Source organism: Nocardioides stalactiti (genome assembly GCF_014180715.1).
GTDB lineage: Bacteria > Actinomycetota > Actinomycetes > Propionibacteriales > Nocardioidaceae > Nocardioides > Nocardioides stalactiti.
On record NZ_JACEFC010000048.1, the window covers coordinates 1 to 22386 of the forward strand.

The window sequence follows — 22386 nt, forward strand, 5'->3', positions numbered from 1 at the left end:
CGGCGATCGACGGCGCCGCTGCCGAGGAGCGGGCCGCGATCCACCGCGCCCTCGCGGGGGTCGAGCCGCTCCAGGAGGCGCGGGTCCGGCACCGGGCGCTCGCCGACGACGCCGCCGACGAGGCGCTCGCCGCCGACCTCACCCTCGCCTCGCGCCAGGCCTGGGCCCGCGCCGCGTGGGTGTCGGCCACCGAGCTCCTCCAGCTCGCCGTCGCCCGCAGCGAGGACCCCGTCCAGCGGGACCGTCGCGCGCTGGAGCTGGCCCGCCGGTTCATCCTCAACGGCGACCCCCAGGACGCCGAGCAGATCCTCCTCGACCTGCGCGGCGACCCCGCGGGGTCGTCGTACTGGGCCGCGACCGTGGAGCTCTGCAAGCTCCTCGCCATCGACGAGCGGTACGACGAGGCGAAGGCCGTCGCGCGCGAGCTCGACGCCGCCGACCTGTCGCCGGAGGACTTCGCCGCCGCGGTCGTCGAGGCCGAGATCGACATGCTGCTCGGCCGGATGGAGCGGCTCAGCGAGTCCTACGAGGAGGCCCTGCGGCGGCTGGAGGGCGTGCCGGACCGGCCGGGCCTGAGCCGGCTGCGCGCCGAGGTGCTGGTGCCGCTGGCCTACAACCGCTACCAGGACGCCGAGCCGTTCCAGGACCTGCTGGACGAGGCGATCGAGAACGACCGGCGCGAGCCGGGGGAGCGGATCGCCTACCGCCCGATCATGATGGAGGCGATCCACCAGATGACGAGCGGGCGCTTCGACGAGGCCCGCACCGGCTTCGAGGAGATCCTGCGGGTCAGCGTGGAGACGGGTGACGACCTGGCGCTGCCGGTGATCCACAGCTATCGGGCGTCGCTGGAGGTGCGCGCCTGCCGTTTCGCCGAGGGCCGGACGATGGTCGAGGAGGGTCTCGCCGTCGCGACCGCGACGATGCCGGCGTTCGTGCCGATGCTGACCAACATCCTGGTGTCGATCGATGCCCACGTCGGCCTCGCCGACCGCGCCATCGCGCGCTCGGAGGAGGTCCGCGCGCTGCTCGAGAACCTCGACGACCCGTCCCAGGAGGCGACCTGGTCGGTCGGCCGGATGGCTGCCCTCGTGGCGGCCGGACGGCTCGAGGAGGCCTACGACCTGTCGGTGCGGATCCGCGAGCTGGTCGACCGCCTCGGGATGAAGCACCCCACCGACCCGATGATCGCGCCGACCATCCTCGACGTGCTCCTGGAGACCGGGCGGCTCGACGAGGCCGAGGGCTACCTGGCCGACGTCCGGACCCGGGCACGCAAGATCGACCTCGACGCGGCGCTCGCCGAGCTGGTCCGCCACGAGGTGACCCTGACCGCCGCCCGCGGCGACCTCGACGCGGCGATGGCGATGGTGCCGGCCATGCTCGCCGGTCTCGACGAGCTCCCGACCGGGATGGTCGTCCAGCCGGTCGAGCGGGCGCGGGCCTGGTGGACGGCCGGCAAGGTCCACCGCCGGGGCCGGTTGCGCCGGCAGGCGACCGCGGCCTTCGAGACCTCGATCGCGCTCTTCGAGGAGATCGGCTGCGCGGCGCGCGCGGAGCGGGTCCGCGCCGACCTCGAGCGCAGCGGGGGGAAGCGCAGCAAGGACGTCCTCACCCAGGCCGAGCTCGCCGTCGCCCGGGCCGCGGCGGCCGGCCGCCGCAACACCGAGATCGCCGAGGAGCTCTTCCTGTCGGTCAAGACCGTCGAGTCGCTGCTGACCCGGACCTACCGCAAGCTCGGCATCCGGTCGCGGGTCGAGCTGGCCGGTGCGCTCGAGCGGATCACCAGCGGATGACCAGCGCCGAATAACGGGAAGCCTTCCGGCGCGTGCGTGGTTACCCTGGACAGACCTATGACGAACCATGCAGAACACTTCAGCCTCGACACCGAGCTCCAGCAGACCGCCGGCTGGGACGCCGACGACTCCGACACCTGGGAGTCGGGCTACGCCGATGCCGACCCGGAGCTCACCACCGGTGACCTCGACCTGGTGGAGCGCCACGAGCTCCGTCGGGTCGCCGGCCTGCGCACCGAGCTCGAGGACATCACCGAGGTCGAGTACCGCCAGCTCCGGCTCGAGCGGGTCGTCCTCGTCGGAGTGTGGACCCAGGGCACCATCGAGGACGCCGAGAACTCGATGGCCGAGCTCGCGCTGCTCGCCGAGACCGCCGGCTCGGAGGTCCTCGAGGCGATCTACCAGCGGCGTCAGTCGCCCGACCCTGCGACGTACGTCGGGCGCGGCAAGGTCGAGGGCATCCGCGAGATCGTCGAGGCCACCGGCGCCGACACCGTCATCTGCGACGGTGAGCTCGCGCCGTCCCAGCTGAGGAACCTCGAGGACAAGATCAAGGTCAAGGTCGTCGACCGGACCGCGCTGATCCTCGACATCTTCGCCCAGCACGCGAAGTCCAAGGAGGGCAAGGCGCAGGTCGAGCTCGCCCAGCTCAACTACATGACCCAGCGCCTGCGCGGTTGGGGTGGCAACCTCTCCCGCCAGGTTGGTGGGCGTGCGGCCAACGGCGTCGGCATCGGCGGTCGTGGTCCCGGTGAGACCAAGATCGAGACCGACCGGCGTCGCATCAACGACCGGATCGCCAAGCTGCGCCGTCAGCTCAAGGCGCTCGAGGGCACTCGCGCGACGATGCGTCAGGAGCGCCGCCGCAACGCGGTGCCGTCGGTCGCGATCGCCGGCTACACCAACGCCGGCAAGTCCTCGCTGCTCAACCGGCTGACCGGTGCGGGCGTGCTCGTCGAGGACGCGCTGTTCGCGACGCTCGACCCGACCACCCGCCGGACCCAGGCCGCCGACGGTCGCGTCTACACGGTGAGCGACACGGTCGGCTTCGTGCGGCACCTGCCGCACCAGCTGGTCGAGGCGTTCCGCTCCACGCTCGAGGAGGTCGCCCAGTCCGACCTCATCGTCCACGTCGTCGACGGGTCGCACGCCGACCCCGAGGGCCAGATCAGCGCAGTCCGTGAGGTCCTGGCCGAGATCGACGCGGCCGGCATCCCCGAGCTCATCGTCATCAACAAGGCCGACCTCGCCGACCCGCTGGTGATCTCGCGGCTCCGGCAGCGCGAGCCGCACTCGGTCGTCGTGTCCGCCCGGACCGGCGAGGGCATCGCCGAGGCGATCGCCACCATCGAGGCCGAGCTCCCCAAGCCGCAGGTCGAGTTCGACGCGCTCGTGCCCTACGCCCGCGGCGACCTCGTCGACCAGATCCACAAGCTCGGCGAGATCGACACCCTCGAGCACACCGCCGACGGCACCCGCATCGCCGGGCGCGCCACCGAGGCGCTCGCCGGCGAGCTGGCGTCGTACGCCGTCTGATCCTGGGGTTTTCCCGCTAGCGGCGGGCGCGATCCCGTCCTACCGTGGCGAGATGCTGCGCACGTTCTCGGGCCTCGTCCTCGCTGCTGTCGTCGCCCTCGTCCCCACGTCCGTCCTGCCGTCAGGGCCGGCCGGCGCCGCGGCCCCTGCGCTGTGCTTCGGCCGCCCCGTGACCATCGACCTCAACAAGCCAGGTGCGCCCGACCCGGACCGACCTCGGGCCGACGTCGTGCTCGGGACGCCGGGCGCCGACCTGATCCGCACCGGCGGCGGCGAGGACACGGTGTGCGCCGGCGACGGCAAGGACCGGGTGTTCCTCGGCGACGACAAGGACACCGGCTACGGCGGACGGGGCGCCGACCTGCTCGACGGCGGCGGCCGCTCCGACCACCTCTACGGAGGCACCGGCGACGACGTGATCCGGGGTCGCGAGGGCTGGGACCAGCTCGAGATGGTCGATCTCGCGAAGGGCGACGACCGCGTGTACGGCGGGGTCGGCAACGACACGTTCCGCAACGCCAACCCGGGCGACGTGTACCTCGGCGGCGACGGCGGCGACTACTTCACCGACGCCAACGACTGCACCGACTGCGGCTCCGCGGTCATCACCTACCTCGGCGGCCCCGGCAAGGACCTCGCGGTCTCCGGTGCCGGCGTCGAGATCGTCGAGGGCGGCGACGGCGCCGACACGGTGAGCTACGTCGGTGTGGGCGAGGACGGCGGTCCCGGTGTGACCGTCGACCTCGCCGTCGACGGCCCGCAGGACACCGGACCCGGCGGCACCGACACCCTGGTGGACGTCGAGAACCTGGTGGGCACCTCAGGAGGCCCCGACGTGCTCTCCGGCGACGACGGGCCGAACCGGATCGCCGGGTCGAACGGCCCGGACCAGCTCTACGGGCGCGGCGGTGACGACGACCTCGAGGGCGGGGACGGGCTCGACCTCTGCGACGGAGGGACCGGCACCAACCAGTTCATGGACTGCGAGGAGACGCTGTGACCCGACGCTCCTCGGCCGCGGTCGCGGTGGGGAGCGGGATGGCGCTGGCGCTGCTCGTCGCCGTGCCGGGCCCTGCGGAGGCGAAGGTGCTGCTGTGTCGCGGCAGCGTCGTCACGATCGACCTCTCCGACCCTGACGCGCCGAACCCGAACCGCGACCGCAAGGACGTGGTGCTGGGCACTGAGGGGCGCGACGTCATCCGTACCGGCGGCGGGAACGACGAGGTGTACGGCGGACCGGACGACGACACCCTCGCGTCGTACGGCGGCGACGAGCTCCTCGACGGCGGCACCGGCCAGTACCTCGCGATCTTCGACTTCGACGAGATGACCGTCGGCGCGGTGGTCGACCTCGCGATCGTCGGCCCGCAGGACACGGTCGGCGCGGGCACCGACGCGCTGGTCGCGATCGAGGACCTGTGGGGATCGCGGTACGACGACGTCCTGCGCGGCGACGCCGGGCCGAACGTGATCGAGGGCTTCGAGGGCGACGACGTCCTCGAGGGCCGCGACGGCGACGACCGCCTCGACGGCGGACGCGGGACCAACACCTGCGACGGCGGGCCCGGCACCAACCAGGTCCTCAACTGCGTCGTACCGGACTGAGGGGCCAGCCCGGTGGTGCGACTCCGGTCCGCCGCCTAGCGTGGAGGTCGTGAAGCGTCTTCTCGGCTCGGTCCTTCCTGTCGCGCTGACCCTCCCGGCGCTGGTGCTGCCGGCGCTGCCGGCGCTGGTGGTGTTGTCCGCGCCTGCCACGGCGGCGCCGCCGTCCTGCGGCGGACGGGCGGTGACGATCGACCTCAACGACCCGGACGCCCCGGAGACCGACCGGGACCGGGCGGACGTCGTCCTCGGCACGCCGGAGCCGGACCGGATCCGGACCGGTGGCGGTGACGACGTCGTCTGTGGCGGCGACGGTTACGACTTCGTGTGGCTCGGCCGCGGCGACGACCGCGCTTTCGGCGGGGAGGGCAACGACGTCATCGACGGGGGCGGCGGCGACGACGTGATGGTCGGCGGGCTCGGCCGCGACTGGGTCGACTACCGCAGCGCCCCGCGGCTGGTGCTCTTCCTCTGGATCACCGCGGCGCAGGAGACCGGCGAGGGGGGTGACACGCTTCGCGGGATCGAGAACGTCACCGGGTCGCGGTCCGGACCGAACCGGATCGGCGGCGACGGCACCCGCAACGTCATCTACGGCGGCGCACGCGCCGACGTCGTCCACGGGGCCCACGGTCCGGACGTGATCATCGACGGCAAGGGTGGCGACGACCGGTTCCTCGGCGGCGCCGGCGACGACGACATCACCGGGGGCAACGGCGCCGACGTGGTCCGCGGGCAGGCCGACGACGACGAGCTCCACGGCGACGGCGGCGCCGACACCGTCAGCGGCGGGGCGGGCGACGACATCGTGGACCCCGGCGGGTTCGACGGGTCGACCACGAGCACGGGCGACGGTGGCCCCGGCGACGACCTGATGATCGCGGGCTCGGGCGACGACGTGCTGGACGGCGACCGGGGTTCCGACACGGTGACCTACGGCTTCGTCTACGACCCCACCGACGCGGGCGTCCACGTCGACCTGGCGCTCGCCGGGCCGCAGGACACCGAGGTCGCCGGCACCGACACGCTGACCAGCATCGAGAACGCCATCGGCAGCACCATGGACGACGAGCTGCGCGGCACCGCCGGCCCCAATCGGTTGACCGGCAGCGACGGCGACGACCTGATCGACGGCCGCGGCGGCACCGACACCTGCGACGGCGGCGACGGGACCAACACGCTGGTGGCCTGCGAGGGGTAACGGTTTCGGCATTCGCCGGACAGGAGCCGCCTGCTGACCGCACCATCCTCGGGTGCGCATCCGGGGAGCATGGTTCGTGGCGGTCGGCCTCGTGGTCACTGTCGTGACCGCGGGTCTCCTCGTCATGTCCCGCGCCGGGGCCGACACCTCGCGCTGCGCCGCCTTCCAGCGGGCGTCGGCGGCACGGGCCGACCTCGTCACCGGGACCGGTCCCGACGTGCTCGTGATCGGGGACTCCTACTCGGTCGGGCTCGGTACGTCGGCCGAGGCGAGCTGGCCGACGCGGCTGCCGGGGCGTGTGCACGTGGCCGGGTTCTCCGGCTCGGGGTTCAGTCCGCAGGCCAGCGAGTGCGGGGCGGTGGCCTTCGCGGACCGCGCGCCGCGGCCGCTCGACGCCGTCGACCCGGACCTGGTGGTCGTCGAGGGCGGGCTCAACGACTTCGACCAGCCGGAGACGGCGATCCGGTCGGGGTTCGAGCGGCTGATGGTCCAGCTCGGCGGCCGCTCGGTGCTCGTCGTCGGTCCGGTGGCCGCCCCGTCGCGGGCGGACGACGTCCGGGCGGTCGACCGCCTGCTCGCGCGGCTCGCGCGGTCCTGGGGCGTCGGCTACGTGTCGATGCTCGGCGCCGACCTGCCGTACCTCGACGACGACCTCCACCTCACGCCCGCGGGTCACGAGCAGTTCGGCGACCTCGTAGCAGACGCTCTCCCCGCAGCGCGGCGGACGGGCTGGTAGCGCTGTCCGGTGCTCCGTCTAGGGTTCCGGGCATGCCCGGGGTCGACCAGGAAGCGCTGCGCGCCACGCTCGCCGCTGCCGTCGAGGCGCTGGGTGGCACTGAGCGCGAGGGCCAGGTCGTCATGGCCGAGGCGGTCGCCGAGGCGATGCACGAGCACCAGCACCTGCTCGTCCAGGCCGGCACCGGCACCGGCAAGTCGCTGGGCTACCTGGTCCCGGCGCTCCGACACGACAAGCGGGTCGTCATCGCCACCGCGACCCTGGCTCTGCAGCACCAGCTGGTCGAGCGCGACCTGCCGCGGCTGATGAAGGCGGTCAAGGGGCGCAGCGGGGCCGGGACGACGTACGCCGTGCTCAAGGGCCGGTCCAACTACGCCTGCCTGCACCGGATCCGCGAGGGCGTGCCGGACGAGCAGGGCGAGCTGATCCAGGCCGAGGCCGCGCTCGGCGCGCTCGGCAAGAAGGTGCTCGAGCTGCGCGAGTGGGCCGAGGGTGAGGTCAAGGCCGGCGGCACGGGGGAGAAGGACGCGGCGCCCCGTCATACCGACCGGGAGTGGCGTCAGGTCAGCGTGACCGCGCGGGAGTGCCTGAGCGCCGCGAAGTGCCCGTTCGGTGAGGAGTGCTTCGCCGAGCGCGCGCGGGAGAAGGCACAGAACTCGCACCTGGTCGTCACCAACCACAGCGTGCTCGCGATCGACGCGATCGAGGGGGTGCCGCTGATCCCCGACTACGACGTGGTCGTGATCGACGAGGCCCACGAGCTGACCGCGCGGGTGACGCAGGCGGCGACCGACGAGCTGTGGGCGTCGGAGGTGGAGCGCGCCGCTCGGCGGGCCGCGCGCCACGTCCGCTCCGACACCGGCGACGTCGCGGGCGACCTCGGCGACGCGTCCGACGCGCTGCGCGCCGCGATCGGCGAGGCCCGGCCGGGTCGGTTCGACCTGGTCCCCGACGACCTCAGCGACGCGCTCATCCTGGTCCGCGACGCCGCCCGCGCGCTGGTGAGCGCGTTCCCCAAGGCCGAGGCGTCCGACGAGCCCGACGCCGGCCTCACCCAGGCCAAGGGCAACGTCCAGGAGCTCTTCGCCACCGCCGACCGGATGGCCGCCAACCTCGACACCGACGTCATGTGGCTCACCGAGGGCACCGACCGCCTCCCCCCGCGCCTCTGCGTCGCCCCCCTCCAGGTCTGGGGCCCCCTCCGCGACAAGCTCCTCGCCGAGAAGACCGTCGTCATGACCTCCGCCACCCTCATGCTCGGCGGCGACTTCAACTCCGTCGCCACCTCCGTCGGCCTCAAGCCCACCGAACGCCGAACCAGCACACTTCGGTCGCCGAACCCGCAAGGTTCGGTCGACGAGTCCGCAGACTTCGCCGACGACGCCGAGCCGTGGGTGGGCCTCGACGTCGGCAGTCCGTTCGACTACGGCAAGCAGGCGATCCTGTACGTCGCGCGCCACCTGCCGCAGCCCGGGCGCGACGGTCTCGGGCAGGCCCAGCTCGACGAGATCACCGAGCTGGTCGACGCGGCCGACGGTCGCACCCTCGGGTTGTTCTCGAGCCGCCGTGCCGCCGAGGCCGCCGCCGAGCACGTCCGCGAGAAGCTCCCACACCTGACGACCCTGGCTCAGGGCGACGCCCAGCTCCCCGAGCTGGCCCGCCAGTTCGTCGAGGACCCACACACCAACCTGTTCGGCACCCTCGGCCTGTGGCAGGGGCTCGACGTCCCCGGCGACACCTGCCAGCTGGTGATCATCGACCGGATCCCGTTCCCCCGCCCCGACGACCCGCTGATGAGCGCCCGCCAGCGCGCCGCCGACCAGTCCGGCGGCAACGGCTTCATGCAGGTCGCCGCCACCCACGCCGCCCTGCTCCTCGCCCAGGGTGCCGGCCGCCTCATCCGGACCCACGCCGACAAGGGCGTCGTCGCCGTCCTCGACCCCCGCCTGGTCACCGCCCGCTACGGCAGCTTCCTCAAGGCCAGCCTCCCGCCGATGTGGACGACCACCGACCCGGCCGTCGTACGCAAGGCCCTCACGCGGCTCTCGGGCTCGGCGTAGGGCTAGCCCGCCACGTCGAAGCGGCGCCAGTCGCGGCCGGAGTTCATCGTGCCGCGCCAGGTCCACTTCGAGAACTCCGGATACTCCGAGGCGCCCGCGGACTGGTAGTCCTTCAGCGCCCATTCGCTGTCGGACCAGACGACAACCAGCTTTGACTGGGCCCAGAAGACGAACGGTTGATCAGGTGCGTCCCCCAGGGTCGGCGATTCGATCTTCTCGACGACGAGGACGACCGCCTCGTATCCCTCGGCACTCTCTCGAATCAGCGATCGCACGAACGAACGGCTGCCCGGGACCACGCGGTTGCCGGGAAAGTCCCGATTCTCCTTGATCGTCCTGACGGAGTCGGCCGGCAGTTCGTCGACGTACTGGTTGAGGAGCGCATCCGCAATCGAGTCTTCGGTCTGGTCTTCGATCGCGTGGCTGACGAGAACTGCGAAGGTCTCGGCGTCACGCCGAGTCGGCTCCGCTCGAGATGCATCAGCAACTTGGTCGCTGGTCGGCTCGCTGTTGAAGGGGGCCCGGTGGCGCGGCCCGCCAGGCTGATCGGCATCAAGCTGCCGGAACGACCGATCTGCAGCGGGAGGCGTCGAGTCCTCCTCCGGCCCGGGCATGGGAGCCTGATGATCGCCCGAACATGCTCCGATGAAGACCACGAGAACGGTTCCGAGAGCGACCATCTGTCCTGGGCGTCTCACCATCGACCGGCCTTCGCGACCAGCGCATCGGCGAACCCGTACGCGTACCCCGCTTGCCCGACGGGTTTGGGGTGGAAGCTGTTCATGCCTACCTTCTTGATTCCGTCACCGACCAGACCGCCGCCGGTGGTGTACGAGTGGATCCATTCCTCGTCGCCGTACTGGCACGCCCCGTGACCCTTGAAACGCGCCCGAACGAAGCTCGCGGCAGACCAGATCGGGGTGCGATAGCGGCCGGTCCGGAGTGACTTCTCGGCGGCGTAGTCGATGACTCCGTTGAGGTGGTCGACCAGGCGAGTGAACATCTTGCGTTCTGACTCTGAGATCTTTCGGCAGACCGGGTCCCACCTCTTTCCGTACGCGTCGATGATTTCGGGATAGCCGCCGACCACGATGTCTGCGTTGGGCGCCGCATCGCGGAGGTCGTTGTAGAAGTCATGGAGCGGCCCTGCCATTGCTGTGATCTGCCCGTACCAATCAGATTCGCTCGTCGCGCAGTCGCGCGCCTGGCAGTACTTGAGCTTCGACGTGAATCCGACGTCGTTGCCGCCCACGGTGACGCTCACCAGCTGTGCTGCATGCGGACGAAGAGCGAAGAACGGCTGAATCCGGCGCAGTTGTGCTCGAACTCCGTCGTCGAGGCCCTCGTCAATCTCGTCGGCCTGGCACGCGATCAGCTTCGTCGCGGCGTTCGCCTTGTCCTGCATCTTGAATGCCCATGCACCCGTGGTGCGTCGGCATGGGCGGTCGAGGTTGTAGTCGTCGACGTCACGGTGTACCCCCAGGCCGGACGAGTAGGAATCGCCGAGCGCAATATACGAACGCTCCATCGTCAAGCCGGCTGTCCGAACGTTGGCGGAGCTTCGCCACGTTCCGGTCACATAGCCCCGAACAGGAACCGCCCTGAACTGGTAGTAGCGACCCATCGGCAATGGATAGATGGCCCACTCTGTCGTGTCGGCGTCCACGGGGTAGGGGAGCCGGGTGATCGGTGAGTGATAGGCCATCTTGCGAAAGCTGAGGAGATAGCCCTGGGCGTTGTCCGCCTTGGACCAGAGGCCGTGGAAGCCTTGTGGGGACTGGCGAGCGTCGATAGTCGGAACTGTCCGCTGGAACTGCTTGGCCGTGACCGATCGCGTGGTGGTCGCCCCGGGCCGGCCGGTCATGAATCCCTTGATCGGCACGGTGCGGAACGCGTACCTCCCGCCGGCCACCAGCGGGCTGATCCGCCAGTCGTCCTGGTCGGCGATGCCGTAGGGCAGTCGGACGAACCCGTCCTTTTCGTTGGTCAGGTCGTACTCGACGTACATCGCGGTCGAGCCGGTCGAGGTGCGGTTCCACCCGACTGTCGCTTCTTCGGCGCCACCGGCGACGGCGGGCGCCGCGGGTCGGACCGTCCAGGGCGTCTTCCGGTAGATCGACGGGGTGGCCGTGCCGACCCCCATCGAGGCGAGCGCGGCGGAGACCCGCTGTGCGATCAGGGTCTCGCCGGTCGGGTTGGGGTGGGTGCTGTCCCAGGTGTGGAGCCGGGCGTCCCAGCCGTTGAGCGTGTTGGCGAAGACGACCCGCTGGCTCGGAGTGCTCATCTCGGCGGCAAGGGCCTTCAGCTCGCCTGCGACCGCCCTGGTCTCGGCGACCTGGTGATAGCTCTTGTCGAAGAAGTCGTAACGCGACAGGACCGCACACAGGACCACGTCGATCCCGGGCGCAGCCGCGCGGGCTCGTTCGACGTAGGTCCGGTAGAGCGCCTTGAGCTCGGAGGCGCTCGTGCCGTGCCAGATGATGTCGTTGATCCCGAGCATCGCGACGACGGTGTTGGCACCGGTCCGCGTCACCTGGTCGCCGACCCGGTTGACCTCGTCGGCGAGGAACGCACCCCAGGTGGCCGCGTGCGCGGAGCCGGCGTACGGGACGGCGTAGTGCGGCGAGCCCTGCACGTTGTTGACGTTGTCGTAGAGCCTCGACTTCGTGCCGACGAAGGTCACCTGGCCGGGGGCGGTGGTCTGCAGCTTCTTCCAGAGCCGGTAGCGCCAGGTGTAGTCGCCCGACGAGCCCTGGGTGATGGAGTCGCCGGTGACGAGCAGTCGGCGAGAAGCGACACGCTCGACGGCACCGGGCTGTTCTCGTACGACGACCATGACCGGCGCCGCGTCGGCTGGCGGCGCCGCGGTGAGCGGCAGGGCCGCGGCGAGCAGGAGTGAGCAGAGCAGGGTGCGCCAGGTCGAGGCCCGGCCCGTGATCCGGGGCATCGCGTCACTCCTGCGCGTTGCTGAACAGGGTCCAGCCGAGCCCGTCGAGCACGCGGGTGCGCTCCTCGTCGGACATGCCAGCCACGGTCTGCGTCAGGTCTGCCGGCTGGGGCACGTCGCGCGGTTGCATGCTGGTCGGCGCCCAGCGTCCGTCGACCCAGGCGACGACACCGCCGAACTTGCGCCACAGGATCCTGTCGTCGGACTCCAGCGGTGCGACGAACTCCAGCATCACCTGGTCGGGAGCGCTCTCGTCCCCGGAGTGGCCCAGGACGCGGTAGGCGCCCTTGGACGGGTTGAGGTCGGTGCTGTCGTCGTGGCTCCTCATGTCGAGCATCGTGGCGTCGCCCATGTTGAGGTGACCGCCGAGGTTCTGGCTCACACGGAGCGGGTCCGCAGCGGCGGCGGGAGACGCGAGTGCCCAGGTGAGGTAGGAGACGAACACCTCGACCGCGCCGGTCGCGTCCTGCGCACCGGCGGGGTCGATCGCCGTGGTCGCATCACCGGCCGCATCGTCGGCTCGCGCTGGCCCCTTCTCGATGCCGCGGGGCGAGGACACGGCCCCGCTGGACGACGGTGGTGCGGGCGAGCTCGGTGGCGTTGCGGTGCTCGCCAACTCGGCTCGCACGGGCGGACCCGTCGTACTCGTGGATGAACCGGCGAACACGCCGGTGAGCAGTGCGATCACCCCCACTGCTAGGCAGACGGCCACGATCGCTGCGATCGCGGCCGCACGTGATCCCTTGCTGTTGCTGTTGTTCGTCGACGACGACATCCCTTGCTCCCCTCCCAGAGTCGCGAGAAGTAAAGGAGAACAGTTCGATTACGAACCGTCAATGAGTACGGGCACTCATCCACAGGTTCGCGGGCCAGCTCGACGTCGCGGGACGACCAGCGGGCTCGGGCGGGTCAGCCCTGCTGGGCCTCGACCTCGACCAGCTGCGCGACGTCCTGGTCGAGCGGGCGGCCGTGGCAGCTCCAGCCGGTGGCGACGTTGCACTTGTAGCGGGTGCTGGCGTTGGCGATGGTGAGCTCGACGTAGCTGACCTCGCGGGAGGAGAATTCCACCGAGATCTCGGCGTCTCCGGTTTCCGACAGCTCGACGACGGTCGTCCGCACGCTGCCGTCCTCGAGGAACACCCGCGCGAGGGCGCGGCTGCCCTGGGTGAGGGGAGCGAGGTCCAGGCCGACCCGGAGCTGCCAACCGGCGGCTCGCGTCCCCGTCGGCACGAAGCGGTACGACGAAGAGGTGAGGTGGTTCTGGGTGAGGCGCATTCGCCGCGCCGGGTGCTGCGGCGAGAGGATCCACGCGCCCTGGACGTCGGTGGTCGGGTAGAGCCGGCCCTCGTCGTACCAGCGCTGCGGGTGGAGGTTCGCGGCCGCCATCCGGAGGAACTCGTCGGCGATGGTGGTGCCCTGCTCGGCGAGCGCGGTCTCGACGGCGGCGAGCGAGTAGAGGTCGGGTGCATCACCGTCGGCGTCGGCCAGCCGCCACATCGTTCGGACGAGCACCGGCAGCCCGGCGCGCGAACGGTCGACCTGCTCGGTGAGGTGGCGGAAGAAGATCCAGGCGCCGTAGTAGAAGCCGCTGCGCTGCGAGTCGAGCGAGACGGTCGGCTGGCCCATCGGCCCGATCCGCAGGAAGCCGACGTTGTCGTCGACGCGGTCGAACACCTCGTCCTCGACCCAGGTCGCGGTGGCCTCCATGAACCACGCGTCCTCGCCGATGTCGTAGCCGAACTGCACCGCGTGGAAGTACTCGTGCGCCGCCGTCACCTGCATGTTCTCGATCGGCGTGTGCCGCGGGAACTCCTCGTGGCGGTAGTCGTTGTCCAGCACGCAGTAGGCCCAGGTCGCGCCGTGCTGCGGCACCGACGACGCGTCGGTGGTGCAGTAGCCGTAGAGCGCCTGGTCGCCGATCTGCGCGAGATAGACGTCGGGCCGCGCGTCGCCGCCGCGGCTGCCGTCGCCGACCGGCGGCCGGTAGCCGGCCGCCACGTAGGTCCGGTGCACGCGGGTGACGCTGTCGAGCACCTTCTCGACGTAGTCGGGTCGGCCGTCGTCGTCGGTGTCGCGGGTGGGTACGCCGTTGTCGGCGTCGTCCTCACGTCGTACGTAGTGGACGCACACGACCGAGGTGCAGGCCCGCACGACCTCGTTGGTCCGGTAGCAGGAGAAGTCCGGGCAGCGGTCCGGGTTGGCCGTCGGCCTCGAGAGGTACGACGACGCCCGCGCGCGGTCGGCGACCGGCAGCGCGTCCTGGAGGAGCGCCAGGTCGCGCAGCGCCATCGTCGTGCCGCCGCTGTGACCGATGCCGGGACCGCCGTCGAGGAGCGAGGTCACCCGTGCGAGCGCCTCGATCGCCCGCGCGGCCCGCGGCGCAGGCGAGGGCGACGGAGTGGGCTCGGCGGAGCCGGGCCCCGGCACGAGCAGCGCCGCCAGCAGCGCCCACGCCAGCAGCGTGGACGTGCGGAGCCGGAGCATGGCGCCGAGCCTATGCCGCCCGGCGCCCGCGCGACGTCAGACCCGACGCAGGACCGCGGTCACCTTGCCGAGGATGGTGGCGTGGGTGCCGTCGATCGGCTCGAACGCGTCGTTGTGGGGGAGCAGCCAGACCCGGCCGTCCTTGCGCTGGAACGTCTTGACGGTGGCCTCGCCGTCGATCATCGCGGCGACGATCTCGCCGTTCTCGGCGGTCGGCTGCTGCCGGATGACGACGTAGTCGCCGTGGCAGATCGCGGCGTCGATCATCGACTCGCCACTGACCTCGAGGAGGAACAGCTGGCCGTCGCCGACGAGCTGACGGGGGAGCGGGAAGACGTCCTCGATCCGCTCCTCGGCGAGGATCGGACCACCGGCCGCGATCCGGCCGACGACGGGCACGTTGGTGGGGACCGGCGCGGAGTCGCCGATGCCGGTCTCGTCGTACGACGTCTCGCTCGCGGAGCCGACGGATCGGCCGCGGAGGGCCTCGGGCAGGACCACCTGGAGCGCGCGGGGGAGGTTGGGGTCGCGCTTGAGGAACCCCTTCTCCTCCAGCGTCTTGAGCTGGTGGGTGACGCTGGAGGTCGAGGTGAGGCCGACGGCCTTGCCGATCTCGCGCATCGACGGCGGATAGCCGCGCTGGTCGATGCTGTCCTTGATGTGCTGGAGGACGCGCTGCTGGCGCGGGGTGAGACCCGTGGCGTCGGCTGGCCCGTCCGGGAGCTCGCTGACCTTGTTGTCCGGCATGGGGGTGACGTTAGCCCTGATCAGACGCCTGTTTCAAACATCTGTTCGAACCGGGCGTGTCGCGACACGCCGTCGAACATTCTTTCGAACAGGTCCTTGAATCGTTCGAACACCTGATCTAGTCTCGGTCATGTGTTCGATCGAACGTCTGATCGAACGGGCCCCTTCGCAAGGACTTGTGTAGGACCCCGTTGATGAAGTCCGTTCGAGCACACCGACCAACTCTTCCCCGGAGGTCACACCGATGAGCACCATGACGATCACCCCCCAGGTCAGCTACCGCCCGCAGTCCGCGGCGCGGAAGAGCTCGATGCGCCTCACTCGCCGCGGACGCCTCGTCGTCTTCGCGTTCGGCGTGCTGGTGGCCTTCGCTCTGGGCGTGTGGTTCGCCGCCGGCTCCGTCGCCACCCAGGAGGCGGGCGTCGAGCAGGTCGAGGTCGTCACGGTCGCTCCCGGTGAGACGCTCTGGGACATCGCCGCCGACGCGGTCGCCGTCACCGGTGAAGGCGACGTCGCCGGGATGGTCGCGCGGATCGAGCAGATGAACGACCTCGAGTCGTCGATGCTCTTCGCCGGCCAGGAGCTCCGCGTCCCGACGGAGTAGCACGGCTTCGTCTGCGACCTCGACCCTCGCGGACGACGAGGACCAGCCCACCTGCCCGGGCTCGGCACCTCGAAGGGGAAGACGAAGGGCGGACCCACGACCCCGGGTCCGCCCTTCGCGCTTTTGCTCCGTCCCGAGAACGATTTCGCGGCCCCGTTCTTCCCGAAGTAAAGACAGCGACCTCGCCCTCGCCTATACAGGGATCACCATCTCGGGTGCTCAAGAGGGTGGTGGCTCCGATGTCGGGTTCGTTCGTTCGTCGTTTCCTGGTCCTGGTCGTGCTGGCGGTCGTCCTGCCGCTGCTGCCGGGGCAGCCGGCCGGCGCGGCCGCGGCACCGACGGCGCGGTTCACGTGGGAGATGGAGCAGCGGTACGTCGACTCGACCGGCGACGGCTACCTCGACCCCCGACGTCGCCCCGACGCCGTCCAGTCGCCGTTCCGGGTGCACTTCGACGCGTGCGGCTCGACGGGCGGCGGCAGCACCATCCGCACCTACCGCTGGAAGTTCGGCTCGGACGTCACGACGACCGACGACTGCCAGCTCACCCGCAGCTTCCGCAAGGAGGGCGAGGTCCGGGTGGAGCTGACCGTGATCACCGCGAACGGCGGTCGGGACGTCGCCCGCCAGCCGGTGAAGGTCAAGGACCTGCTGGTGGTGTCGATCGGCGACTCGATCGCCTCGGGCGAGGGCAACCCGTATGCGACCGAGCACCTGGTCGACGCCGACCTGAACGGCAACGAGGTCAAGATCCCGATCGACGCGACCTGGCAGGACGAGCGGTGCCACCGCTCGGCGGTGGCCGGCCCGGCCCAGGCCGCCCGGCACCTGGAGACCACCAGCGACCGGACGTCGGTGACCTTCGTGCACCTCGCCTGCTCGGGAGCGTCGATCGCCGACCCGGTGCCCGGCGACGACCTGGCTGACGGCGGCCTGATCGACCCGTACGTGGGGATCGAGCCGACCGGCGGTGCGCCCCTGCCGCCGCAGCTGACCCAGCTCAAGCAGCTGGTCGGCAACCGAACGATCGACGTCCTCATGATCTCGATCGGCGCCAACGACATGCTGTTCTCGCAGGTGGTGAAGAACTGCCTGATCAACATCTTCGGCTGCCACAAGAAGAACCCGGTGGTCTTCGATGCGGCTGACATCTGGGACGCGCGGTCACCGCTGCTCGGACCGCTCTACAACAAGCTCCGCAAGCGGATCGCGCAGGTCGGACTGCAGGTCGCTGCCGAGGACATCTACGTCACGGAGTACTTCGACCCGACGCCCAGCGAGGCCGGGACCACCTGCGCTCCGCTCGTCGAGGGGCTGATCGACGGCCCCGAGGCCGCCTGGGCCTCCAAGACCGTCGTCGGCGGGATGAACCAGATCATCAAGCGCAAGGTCGATGCGTTCGGCTGGAACTTCGTCTCCGGGATCGTGAAGGCGTACAAGGGCGCTCCGGGTCACGGCTACTGCGCAGAGCCGCACTGGGTGGTGCGGCTGGAGGAGTCGTTCGTCAACCAGGCCGACAAGGAGGGCTCGTTCCACCCGTGCGCTCCCGGCCACGGTGCCTATCGCGACTCGCTGGTCACCTCGTTGATCACGAACCTCGACCGGCAGATCCGTCCGACCCAGCGCGGCAAGGACATCGTCACCGGCGTGGAGTGCAACTCGCCGCCCGAGCACTTCCTCAACAACCGGGACGGCGACGAGTTCGGACTCGGGGGGCTCTCGTTCCCGATCCCGGACGTGATCGACAACTGCCCCAACATGGCGAACCCCGACCAGAACGACTCCGACGGCAACCAGGTGGGCGACGCCTGCCAGGGGTACGTCGTGAACTCGACCGGCGACAGCGGCGACCCGGACCTCAACGACGGCGACTGTCCCAAGGCGTGCACGTTGCGCGCCGCGATCCAGCAGGCGCTGCACGAGAAGGGCAAGCACAACCGGATCACGTTCGCGATCACCGACTCGGTCGGCCCGGTCTTCCTCGGCGGATCGCGCACGATCAGTCCGGGGTCGCGGCTGCCCGCGATCGAGGGCAAGGGGCTGATCATCGACGCCTCGACCCAGCCGATGATCGGGGCGTTCTTCCTGGGCGCGCGCTGCGCTCCGTGGACGGGCCACCCGTGCGTCGAGCTCGACGGGAGCCTGGCCCAGTGCGGCGTCCCGTGCTCCGGGCTGTTCTTCGGCACCGGGAGCGATGCGTCGACCGTCCGCGCGATGGCCATCAACAGGTGGTCGGGCAACGGGATCCACGCGAGCCCGGTCCCGGGTCAGGACTGTGACTCCGCGTCCGGACTCCACCTCTTCGAGGGCAATTACATCGGCACCGACCTGACGGGTCGCCTCGACTTGGGCAACGGGCGCGACGGCATCGCGCTCCAGCACTCGGGCGGCAACTTCATCGGGGGCGAGGAGGGGTGGCAGCGCAACCTCATCTCGGGTAACGGTGACAACGGGCTCTCGATGTCCGGCGCCTGTGGTGGCGGCAACAAGGTCTTCGGCAACTTCATCGGGACCGACGTGACCGGCGCCGACGACCTCGGCAACGAGGCGAACGGCGTGGTGGCGAACTCGAGGAACAACCGGATCGGCGACGGCGCCCCCGGGTTCCTGAACGTGATCTCGGGCAACGGCTCTAACGGCGTGGAGCTGTTCAACGCCGGAGGCAACCTGGTCCAGGGCAACTACATCGGCACCCAGCGCGACGGGGGCACGGCGCTCCCGAACGACGCGCACGGAGTGCTGGTCTACGACAATTTCGACAACGACGTGATCGGCGGGGACCCGGTCGACGGCAACATCATCGCCTTCAACCGCGAGGACGGCGTCAACGTGTACGGCGGCACCGGGCACGACATCCTGTCGAACTCGATCTTCTCCAACGGCTCCCCGCGCGGGCTCGGGATCAACCTCCAGGACGGTGGGGTCGACCACGGTGAGGTGTCGCCGAACGACCCGGACGACACCGACAGCGGGCCCAACGGCACCCAGAACTTCCCGGTCCTGACCTCGGTCCACGGCACCGCCACCACGACCACGGTGCAGGGCACGCTGTCGAGCGCGCCCAGCACGCCGTACGTGCTGCAGTTCTTCAGCTCGTCGGCCTGCGACCCGAGCCGGCACGGCGAGGGCACGACGTACGTCGGCCGGGTGCAGCTCACCACCAACGGTGCGGGTGACCTGATCTTCAACCGGACGTACCAGGTCGGGCTCCCGGTGGGGGCGGTCGTCACGGCGACGGCGACCGGTCCGGAGGGCACCTCGGAGTTCTCCGTCGGTCACGACCGGCAGGGCCCGTGCGCCGCGACGCACATCGTGAACGCGCCCGACGACACCAGCGACGGGGACCTCGACGACGCGGTGTGCGACACCGGCAGCGAGGAGACCGGGCTGACCGGGGTGTGCACGCTGCGCGCGGCGATCCAGGAGTCCAACGACGCCCCCGGGCGGGACACGATCATCTTCGCGATCGGCAGCGGACCGGTCACCCTCGAACCGGGGCCGGTGCTGCCGGAGATCACCGACCCGGTGGTGATCGACGCGACCACGCAACCAGGGTCCAACGGCCGGCCGATCGTCGAGATCGACGGCAGCGGGACCGGCTTCCCCGACCAGGCCTTCGCGATCGACACCGACGACACCGTGATCAAGGGCTTCGTCATCAACCGGTTCGCCGACATCGCGATCTTCGTGTCGGGCGACGGCAACCGGATCTCGGGCAACTGGGTGGGCGTCGACAGCGCCGGGCACAACGCCGCCGGCAACCGCTACGGCATCTGGCTCGACGGCGCCACCGACACCGTGATCGGCGGCACCAACCCGAGCGACCGCAACGTCATCTCGGCCAACACGAATGACGGGATCGTCCTGTACGCCGGCAACGAGGGGACCGTGATCCAGGGCAACTACATCGGCGTCGACCCGACCGGCGAGGTGGCGCTCGGCAACGGCCAGAACGGGATCTGGGTCGGCGGCGCGACGGACACGACGGTCGGCGGCACGACCGACGCGACCAGCAACCTGGTGTCCGCCAACGGCCGGCACGGGATCCTCGTCGGGGCCACCGGTACGACGGTGCGACGCAACGTCCTCGGTCTGAACCGGAGCGGGAACGTCGCGATGGCCAACCTCCGCAACGGCATCTGGCTGAGCGAGGCGGTGGACTCACTGGTCAGCAACAACGTGGTCGCCCACAGCGGCTGGGCCGGCATCCGGGTCTCCGGCAACGAGGCGGACCTCAACCGGCTGCGGGGCAACCTGGTCTCCGGCAGCGGCGGGCTGGGGATCGACCTCCATCTCGAGGGCCTGACCCTCAACGACACCGGCGACGCCGACGTCGGGGCCAACGGCGTCCAGAACTTCCCGGTCGTCACCGGCGTCGTGCGGGGGACGGGGGTCAAGGTCAGCGGCACGCTCGACGCGCTACCGGGGACCTACGTCGTCGAGGTGTTCCGCTCCGCGACTTGCGACGCGTCCGACCACGGCGAGGCCGAGACCTACGTCGGCCAGGTCCAGGTCGTCGTGGGTGGGAGCCCGGCGTCGTTCCAGCTGACGCTGCCGGCGTCGGTGCCGACCGGCTCGTGGCTCACGACGACGGCGACCGGGCCGACCGGGACGTCGGAGCTCTCCCGCTGCGTGAGGGTGCCGGCCTAACGAGCGGCGCGCTTGCCGCCCTTGGGGACGCTGGGGTCGCGCTTGGGCTTCGGCTCGGGGGAGGCGGTGAGACCGATCGCGCGGGAGAGCCGCGCGACGAGCATAAAGCCGAGGAACAGGCAGGCGACGGCGCCGACACCGGCCACGCCGAGGTAGAACCAGGCCGCGGTCTCGCCGTCGTGGCGGGCGGCGGAGCCGAAGTCGATGGCGGCGTACACGAGGTAGCCCCAGGCGACGACGCAGCCGGTGATGCCGAGCGCGAGGAGCAGCAGCTTGGGCTGGAAGCCCTGCTTCTGCCGGGCTCCCGCCCGCTTCCCGCTGGTCACCGCGTCATTGTGTCCGACATATCAAGGCGACGAGACGCGGACGCGCCAACCGATGGGACAACCGTTATGCCATCCGGTCACGATGGCGCCGAGGAACGACCTCGAGCATGACGAAGGGCCGCCCAGCGTCCCCACGAATGCTGAGCGGCCCGTCGCCGGAACCCCGCGCCAGGCGCGGGGACGGGTGACTACTTCGGCGACACGGTGTAGTTGACGACGATCCCGTTGGAGTCGGTGACGGCGAGGACGATCGTGTACGACGCGCTGAGGTAGGTGCCGCTGATCGAGGTGCCGTTGTCGACCGGCGCGGTGCCCTCGGAGGCGCCGCCGTCGAGCAGCTTGGCCGCGGCCTCGTCGTACGCCCCCTGCTTGTCGCCGCCGGCGGGGCCGACCTCGATGGTGACGTTCCAGGAGGCCGGGTTCTTGGTGTAGGTGCCGGCGAGGATCTCGCCGTCGACGACGGGGGCCTCGTCGGAGGGGTAGTCCTTGGGGAGCTCGCCGGTGACGGCGCCGCCGTCGGTGGTGTCGACCTTGACGTCGCCGCTGTCCAGGTCGACGTCGAGGTCGACGCCCTCGCTCTTGGCGGCGTCCTCCACCTTCTTCTCGACCTGGTCCTTGAGGATGTCGCCGCAGCCGACGAGGGTGGTGAGCGCGAGCGCGGTCGCCGGGACGGCGAGGAGCAGGCGACGGGTACGAGTGGTCTTCATGGGGCCCTCCGGGCAGGGATGTGTGCGTGCATGGATCGATCGGCCCCGAGGCCTCTTCGAGCTAGCCCAACGCTAGTGACGAGATGCTTCCTCCGATACGTCCCTTCGAACCATTTGAGTGGGGAGTGAGACGGTTGTGAGACCGCCTCGGACGCGGCGACACGCCCACCGACACGCCGTACCTGATCCGAGATCCAGGCTCCTGACCTGCGTAAACGTGATCCATCTGACATTCGTCACGAACTCTTCGCGGGTTCCACTTGCACCCCTAGTGGTGGGGGCGTAGGGTCACCACAACATCTAGTAGTTACAACCGTGTAGTTCATCCACAGGTCATCAACAGTTGAAGGCCCGAACTGCACAGCTAGAGCTCCCGTTATCCACAGGGCCGGCCCACGCGAGGGTCTGCTTTGGCATGCCCCGAGGGGCAGCCCCCGCGTCCGAGAGGAGGACCGTCCGATGCACTGCCCCTACTGCAAGCACCAGGACACCAAGGTCCTCGACTCGCGGGTGTCCGACGACGGCTGCTCGATCCGTCGCCGCCGCGTCTGCCAGGACTGTGAGAAGCGGTTCACGACCGTCGAGCTGATGCAGCTGACGGTCCTCAAGCGCTCGGGCGCGACCGAGTCGTTCAACCGCGACAAGGCGGTGGCCGGCGTCCGCAAGGCCTGCAACGGCCGTCCGGTGAGCGAGGACGACCTCGCTCGCCTCGGCCAGGTGGTCGAGGACCAGCTCCGCCTCGACGGCAGCCCGGAGATCGCCGCCCACGAGGTGGGCCTGGCGATCCTCGCACCACTGCGCCGCCTCGACGAGGTCGCCTACCTCCGCTTCGCGAGCGTCTACCGAGGCTTCGAGTCCGCTGCGGATTTCGAGGCCGAGATCGCGCTCATGCGGATGGAGCGAGCGGGCACCGTTGTTGAACAAGAGGCGCCTGCACCAGCCCCAACGGGCTGACCCCAGACCGCCCGGGCAGAGAGTGGGGAAGCTGTCT

The 22386-nt window shown here is 70.4% G+C and carries 17 protein-coding genes; 10 read left to right on the forward strand and 7 right to left on the reverse strand.

Annotation, left to right across the window (positions count from 1 at the left end):
* The 7 genes from H0487_RS11385 to H0487_RS11415 all read left to right on the forward strand — a co-directional run.
* The coding region (locus H0487_RS11385) for a helix-turn-helix domain-containing protein (protein WP_183094355.1) at positions 1-1796 on the forward strand (1796 nt) is incomplete at its 5' end.
* A gap of 57 nt (positions 1797-1853) precedes the next feature.
* Positions 1854-3332 (forward strand): GTPase HflX, encoded by a 1479-nt coding sequence (hflX, locus tag H0487_RS11390; protein WP_183094356.1) that lies wholly within the window; start codon positions 1854-1856, stop codon positions 3330-3332.
* A gap of 52 nt (positions 3333-3384) precedes the next feature.
* Entirely contained in the window at positions 3385-4332 is a 948-nt protein-coding gene (locus H0487_RS11395) for a calcium-binding protein (protein WP_183094357.1), read from the forward strand.
* On the forward strand, positions 4329-4937 hold the full coding sequence (locus H0487_RS11400; protein WP_183094358.1) for a calcium-binding protein: 609 nt from the start codon (positions 4329-4331) through the stop codon (positions 4935-4937). The genes H0487_RS11395 and H0487_RS11400 overlap by 4 nt, the downstream gene beginning before the upstream one ends.
* Before the next feature lie 49 nt (positions 4938-4986).
* Positions 4987-6135: a calcium-binding protein gene (locus H0487_RS11405; RefSeq protein WP_183094359.1), complete on the forward strand. Its 1149-nt coding sequence runs from the start codon at positions 4987-4989 to the stop codon at positions 6133-6135.
* A 52-nt stretch (positions 6136-6187) separates the two neighbouring features.
* Positions 6188-6871 carry an SGNH/GDSL hydrolase family protein gene (locus tag H0487_RS11410; protein WP_183094360.1) on the forward strand — a complete coding sequence of 228 codons (684 nt, stop codon included), beginning with the start codon at positions 6188-6190 and terminating at the stop codon, positions 6869-6871.
* Positions 6872-6903: 32 nt separating this feature from the next.
* Positions 6904-8931: an ATP-dependent DNA helicase gene (locus H0487_RS11415; RefSeq protein WP_183094361.1), complete on the forward strand. Its 2028-nt coding sequence runs from the start codon at positions 6904-6906 to the stop codon at positions 8929-8931.
* A gap of 2 nt (positions 8932-8933) precedes the next feature.
* Here H0487_RS11415 and H0487_RS11420 read toward each other — a convergent pair whose 3' ends face one another.
* The 5 genes from H0487_RS11420 to lexA form a co-directional block, all read right to left on the reverse strand.
* Positions 8934-9611 (reverse strand): hypothetical protein, encoded by a 678-nt coding sequence (locus H0487_RS11420; RefSeq protein WP_220793324.1) that lies wholly within the window; start codon positions 9609-9611, stop codon positions 8934-8936.
* 14 nt (positions 9612-9625) lie between these two features.
* On the reverse strand, positions 9626-11878 hold the full coding sequence (locus H0487_RS11425; RefSeq protein ID WP_183094363.1) for a GDSL-type esterase/lipase family protein: 2253 nt from the start codon (positions 11876-11878) through the stop codon (positions 9626-9628).
* 4 nt (positions 11879-11882) lie between these two features.
* A complete protein-coding gene (locus H0487_RS11430; protein ID WP_220793325.1) occupies positions 11883-12437 on the reverse strand; it encodes a hypothetical protein in 555 nt (184 codons plus the stop codon).
* Positions 12438-12787: 350 nt separating this feature from the next.
* Positions 12788-14362: an MXAN_6640 family putative metalloprotease gene (locus H0487_RS11435; protein WP_183094365.1), complete on the reverse strand. Its 1575-nt coding sequence runs from the start codon at positions 14360-14362 to the stop codon at positions 12788-12790.
* Between the two features lie 36 nt (positions 14363-14398).
* Positions 14399-15109 carry a transcriptional repressor LexA gene (lexA, locus tag H0487_RS11440; RefSeq protein WP_183094366.1) on the reverse strand — a complete coding sequence of 237 codons (711 nt, stop codon included), beginning with the start codon at positions 15107-15109 and terminating at the stop codon, positions 14399-14401.
* A 244-nt stretch (positions 15110-15353) separates the two neighbouring features.
* Between lexA and H0487_RS11445 the strand changes: the two genes are divergently transcribed.
* Positions 15354-15713, forward strand: a complete 360-nt coding sequence (locus H0487_RS11445; RefSeq protein ID WP_183094367.1) for a LysM peptidoglycan-binding domain-containing protein — start codon at positions 15354-15356, stop codon at positions 15711-15713.
* Positions 15714-15952: 239 nt separating this feature from the next.
* A complete protein-coding gene (locus H0487_RS11450) occupies positions 15953-20362 on the forward strand; it encodes a NosD domain-containing protein (protein WP_183094368.1) in 4410 nt (1469 codons plus the stop codon).
* Here H0487_RS11450 and H0487_RS11455 read toward each other — a convergent pair.
* Positions 20359-20688, reverse strand: coding sequence for a hypothetical protein (locus H0487_RS11455; RefSeq protein ID WP_183094369.1), 330 nt, complete (start codon positions 20686-20688; stop codon positions 20359-20361). The two genes, H0487_RS11450 and H0487_RS11455, sit on opposite strands and share 4 nt — an antisense overlap.
* A 188-nt stretch (positions 20689-20876) precedes the next feature.
* The gene (locus tag H0487_RS11460) at positions 20877-21395 is read right to left on the reverse strand and encodes a hypothetical protein (RefSeq protein WP_183094370.1); all 519 of its coding nucleotides are present in this window, start codon (positions 21393-21395) and stop codon (positions 20877-20879) included.
* Positions 21396-21854: 459 nt separating this feature from the next.
* Between H0487_RS11460 and nrdR the strand changes: the two genes are divergently transcribed.
* The gene (gene nrdR / locus H0487_RS11465) at positions 21855-22349 is read left to right on the forward strand and encodes a transcriptional regulator NrdR (RefSeq protein ID WP_183094371.1); all 495 of its coding nucleotides are present in this window, start codon (positions 21855-21857) and stop codon (positions 22347-22349) included.
* The last annotated feature ends 37 nt before the right edge of the window (positions 22350-22386 follow it).

Excerpts from the sequence above, each read along its gene's own strand:
- lexA (WP_183094366.1), bottom strand. The coding sequence starts at position 15,109 with ATGCCGGACAACAAGGTCAGCGAGCTCCCGGACGGGCCAGCCGACGCC.
- H0487_RS11415 (WP_183094361.1), top strand. The coding sequence starts at position 6,904 with ATGCCCGGGGTCGACCAGGAAGCGCTGCGCGCCACGCTCGCCGCTGCC.
- H0487_RS11435 (WP_183094365.1), bottom strand. The coding sequence starts at position 14,362 with ATGCTCCGGCTCCGCACGTCCACGCTGCTGGCGTGGGCGCTGCTGGCG.
- H0487_RS11425 (WP_183094363.1), bottom strand. The coding sequence starts at position 11,878 with ATGCCCCGGATCACGGGCCGGGCCTCGACCTGGCGCACCCTGCTCTGC.
- nrdR (WP_183094371.1), top strand. The coding sequence starts at position 21,855 with ATGCACTGCCCCTACTGCAAGCACCAGGACACCAAGGTCCTCGACTCG.
- H0487_RS11395 (WP_183094357.1), top strand. The coding sequence starts at position 3,385 with ATGCTGCGCACGTTCTCGGGCCTCGTCCTCGCTGCTGTCGTCGCCCTC.
- H0487_RS11445 (WP_183094367.1), top strand. The coding sequence starts at position 15,354 with ATGAGCACCATGACGATCACCCCCCAGGTCAGCTACCGCCCGCAGTCC.
- H0487_RS11420 (WP_220793324.1), bottom strand. The coding sequence starts at position 9,611 with ATGGTCGCTCTCGGAACCGTTCTCGTGGTCTTCATCGGAGCATGTTCG.
- H0487_RS11450 (WP_183094368.1), top strand. The coding sequence starts at position 15,953 with ATGTCGGGTTCGTTCGTTCGTCGTTTCCTGGTCCTGGTCGTGCTGGCG.
- H0487_RS11460 (WP_183094370.1), bottom strand. The coding sequence starts at position 21,395 with ATGAAGACCACTCGTACCCGTCGCCTGCTCCTCGCCGTCCCGGCGACC.
- hflX (WP_183094356.1), top strand. The coding sequence starts at position 1,854 with ATGACGAACCATGCAGAACACTTCAGCCTCGACACCGAGCTCCAGCAG.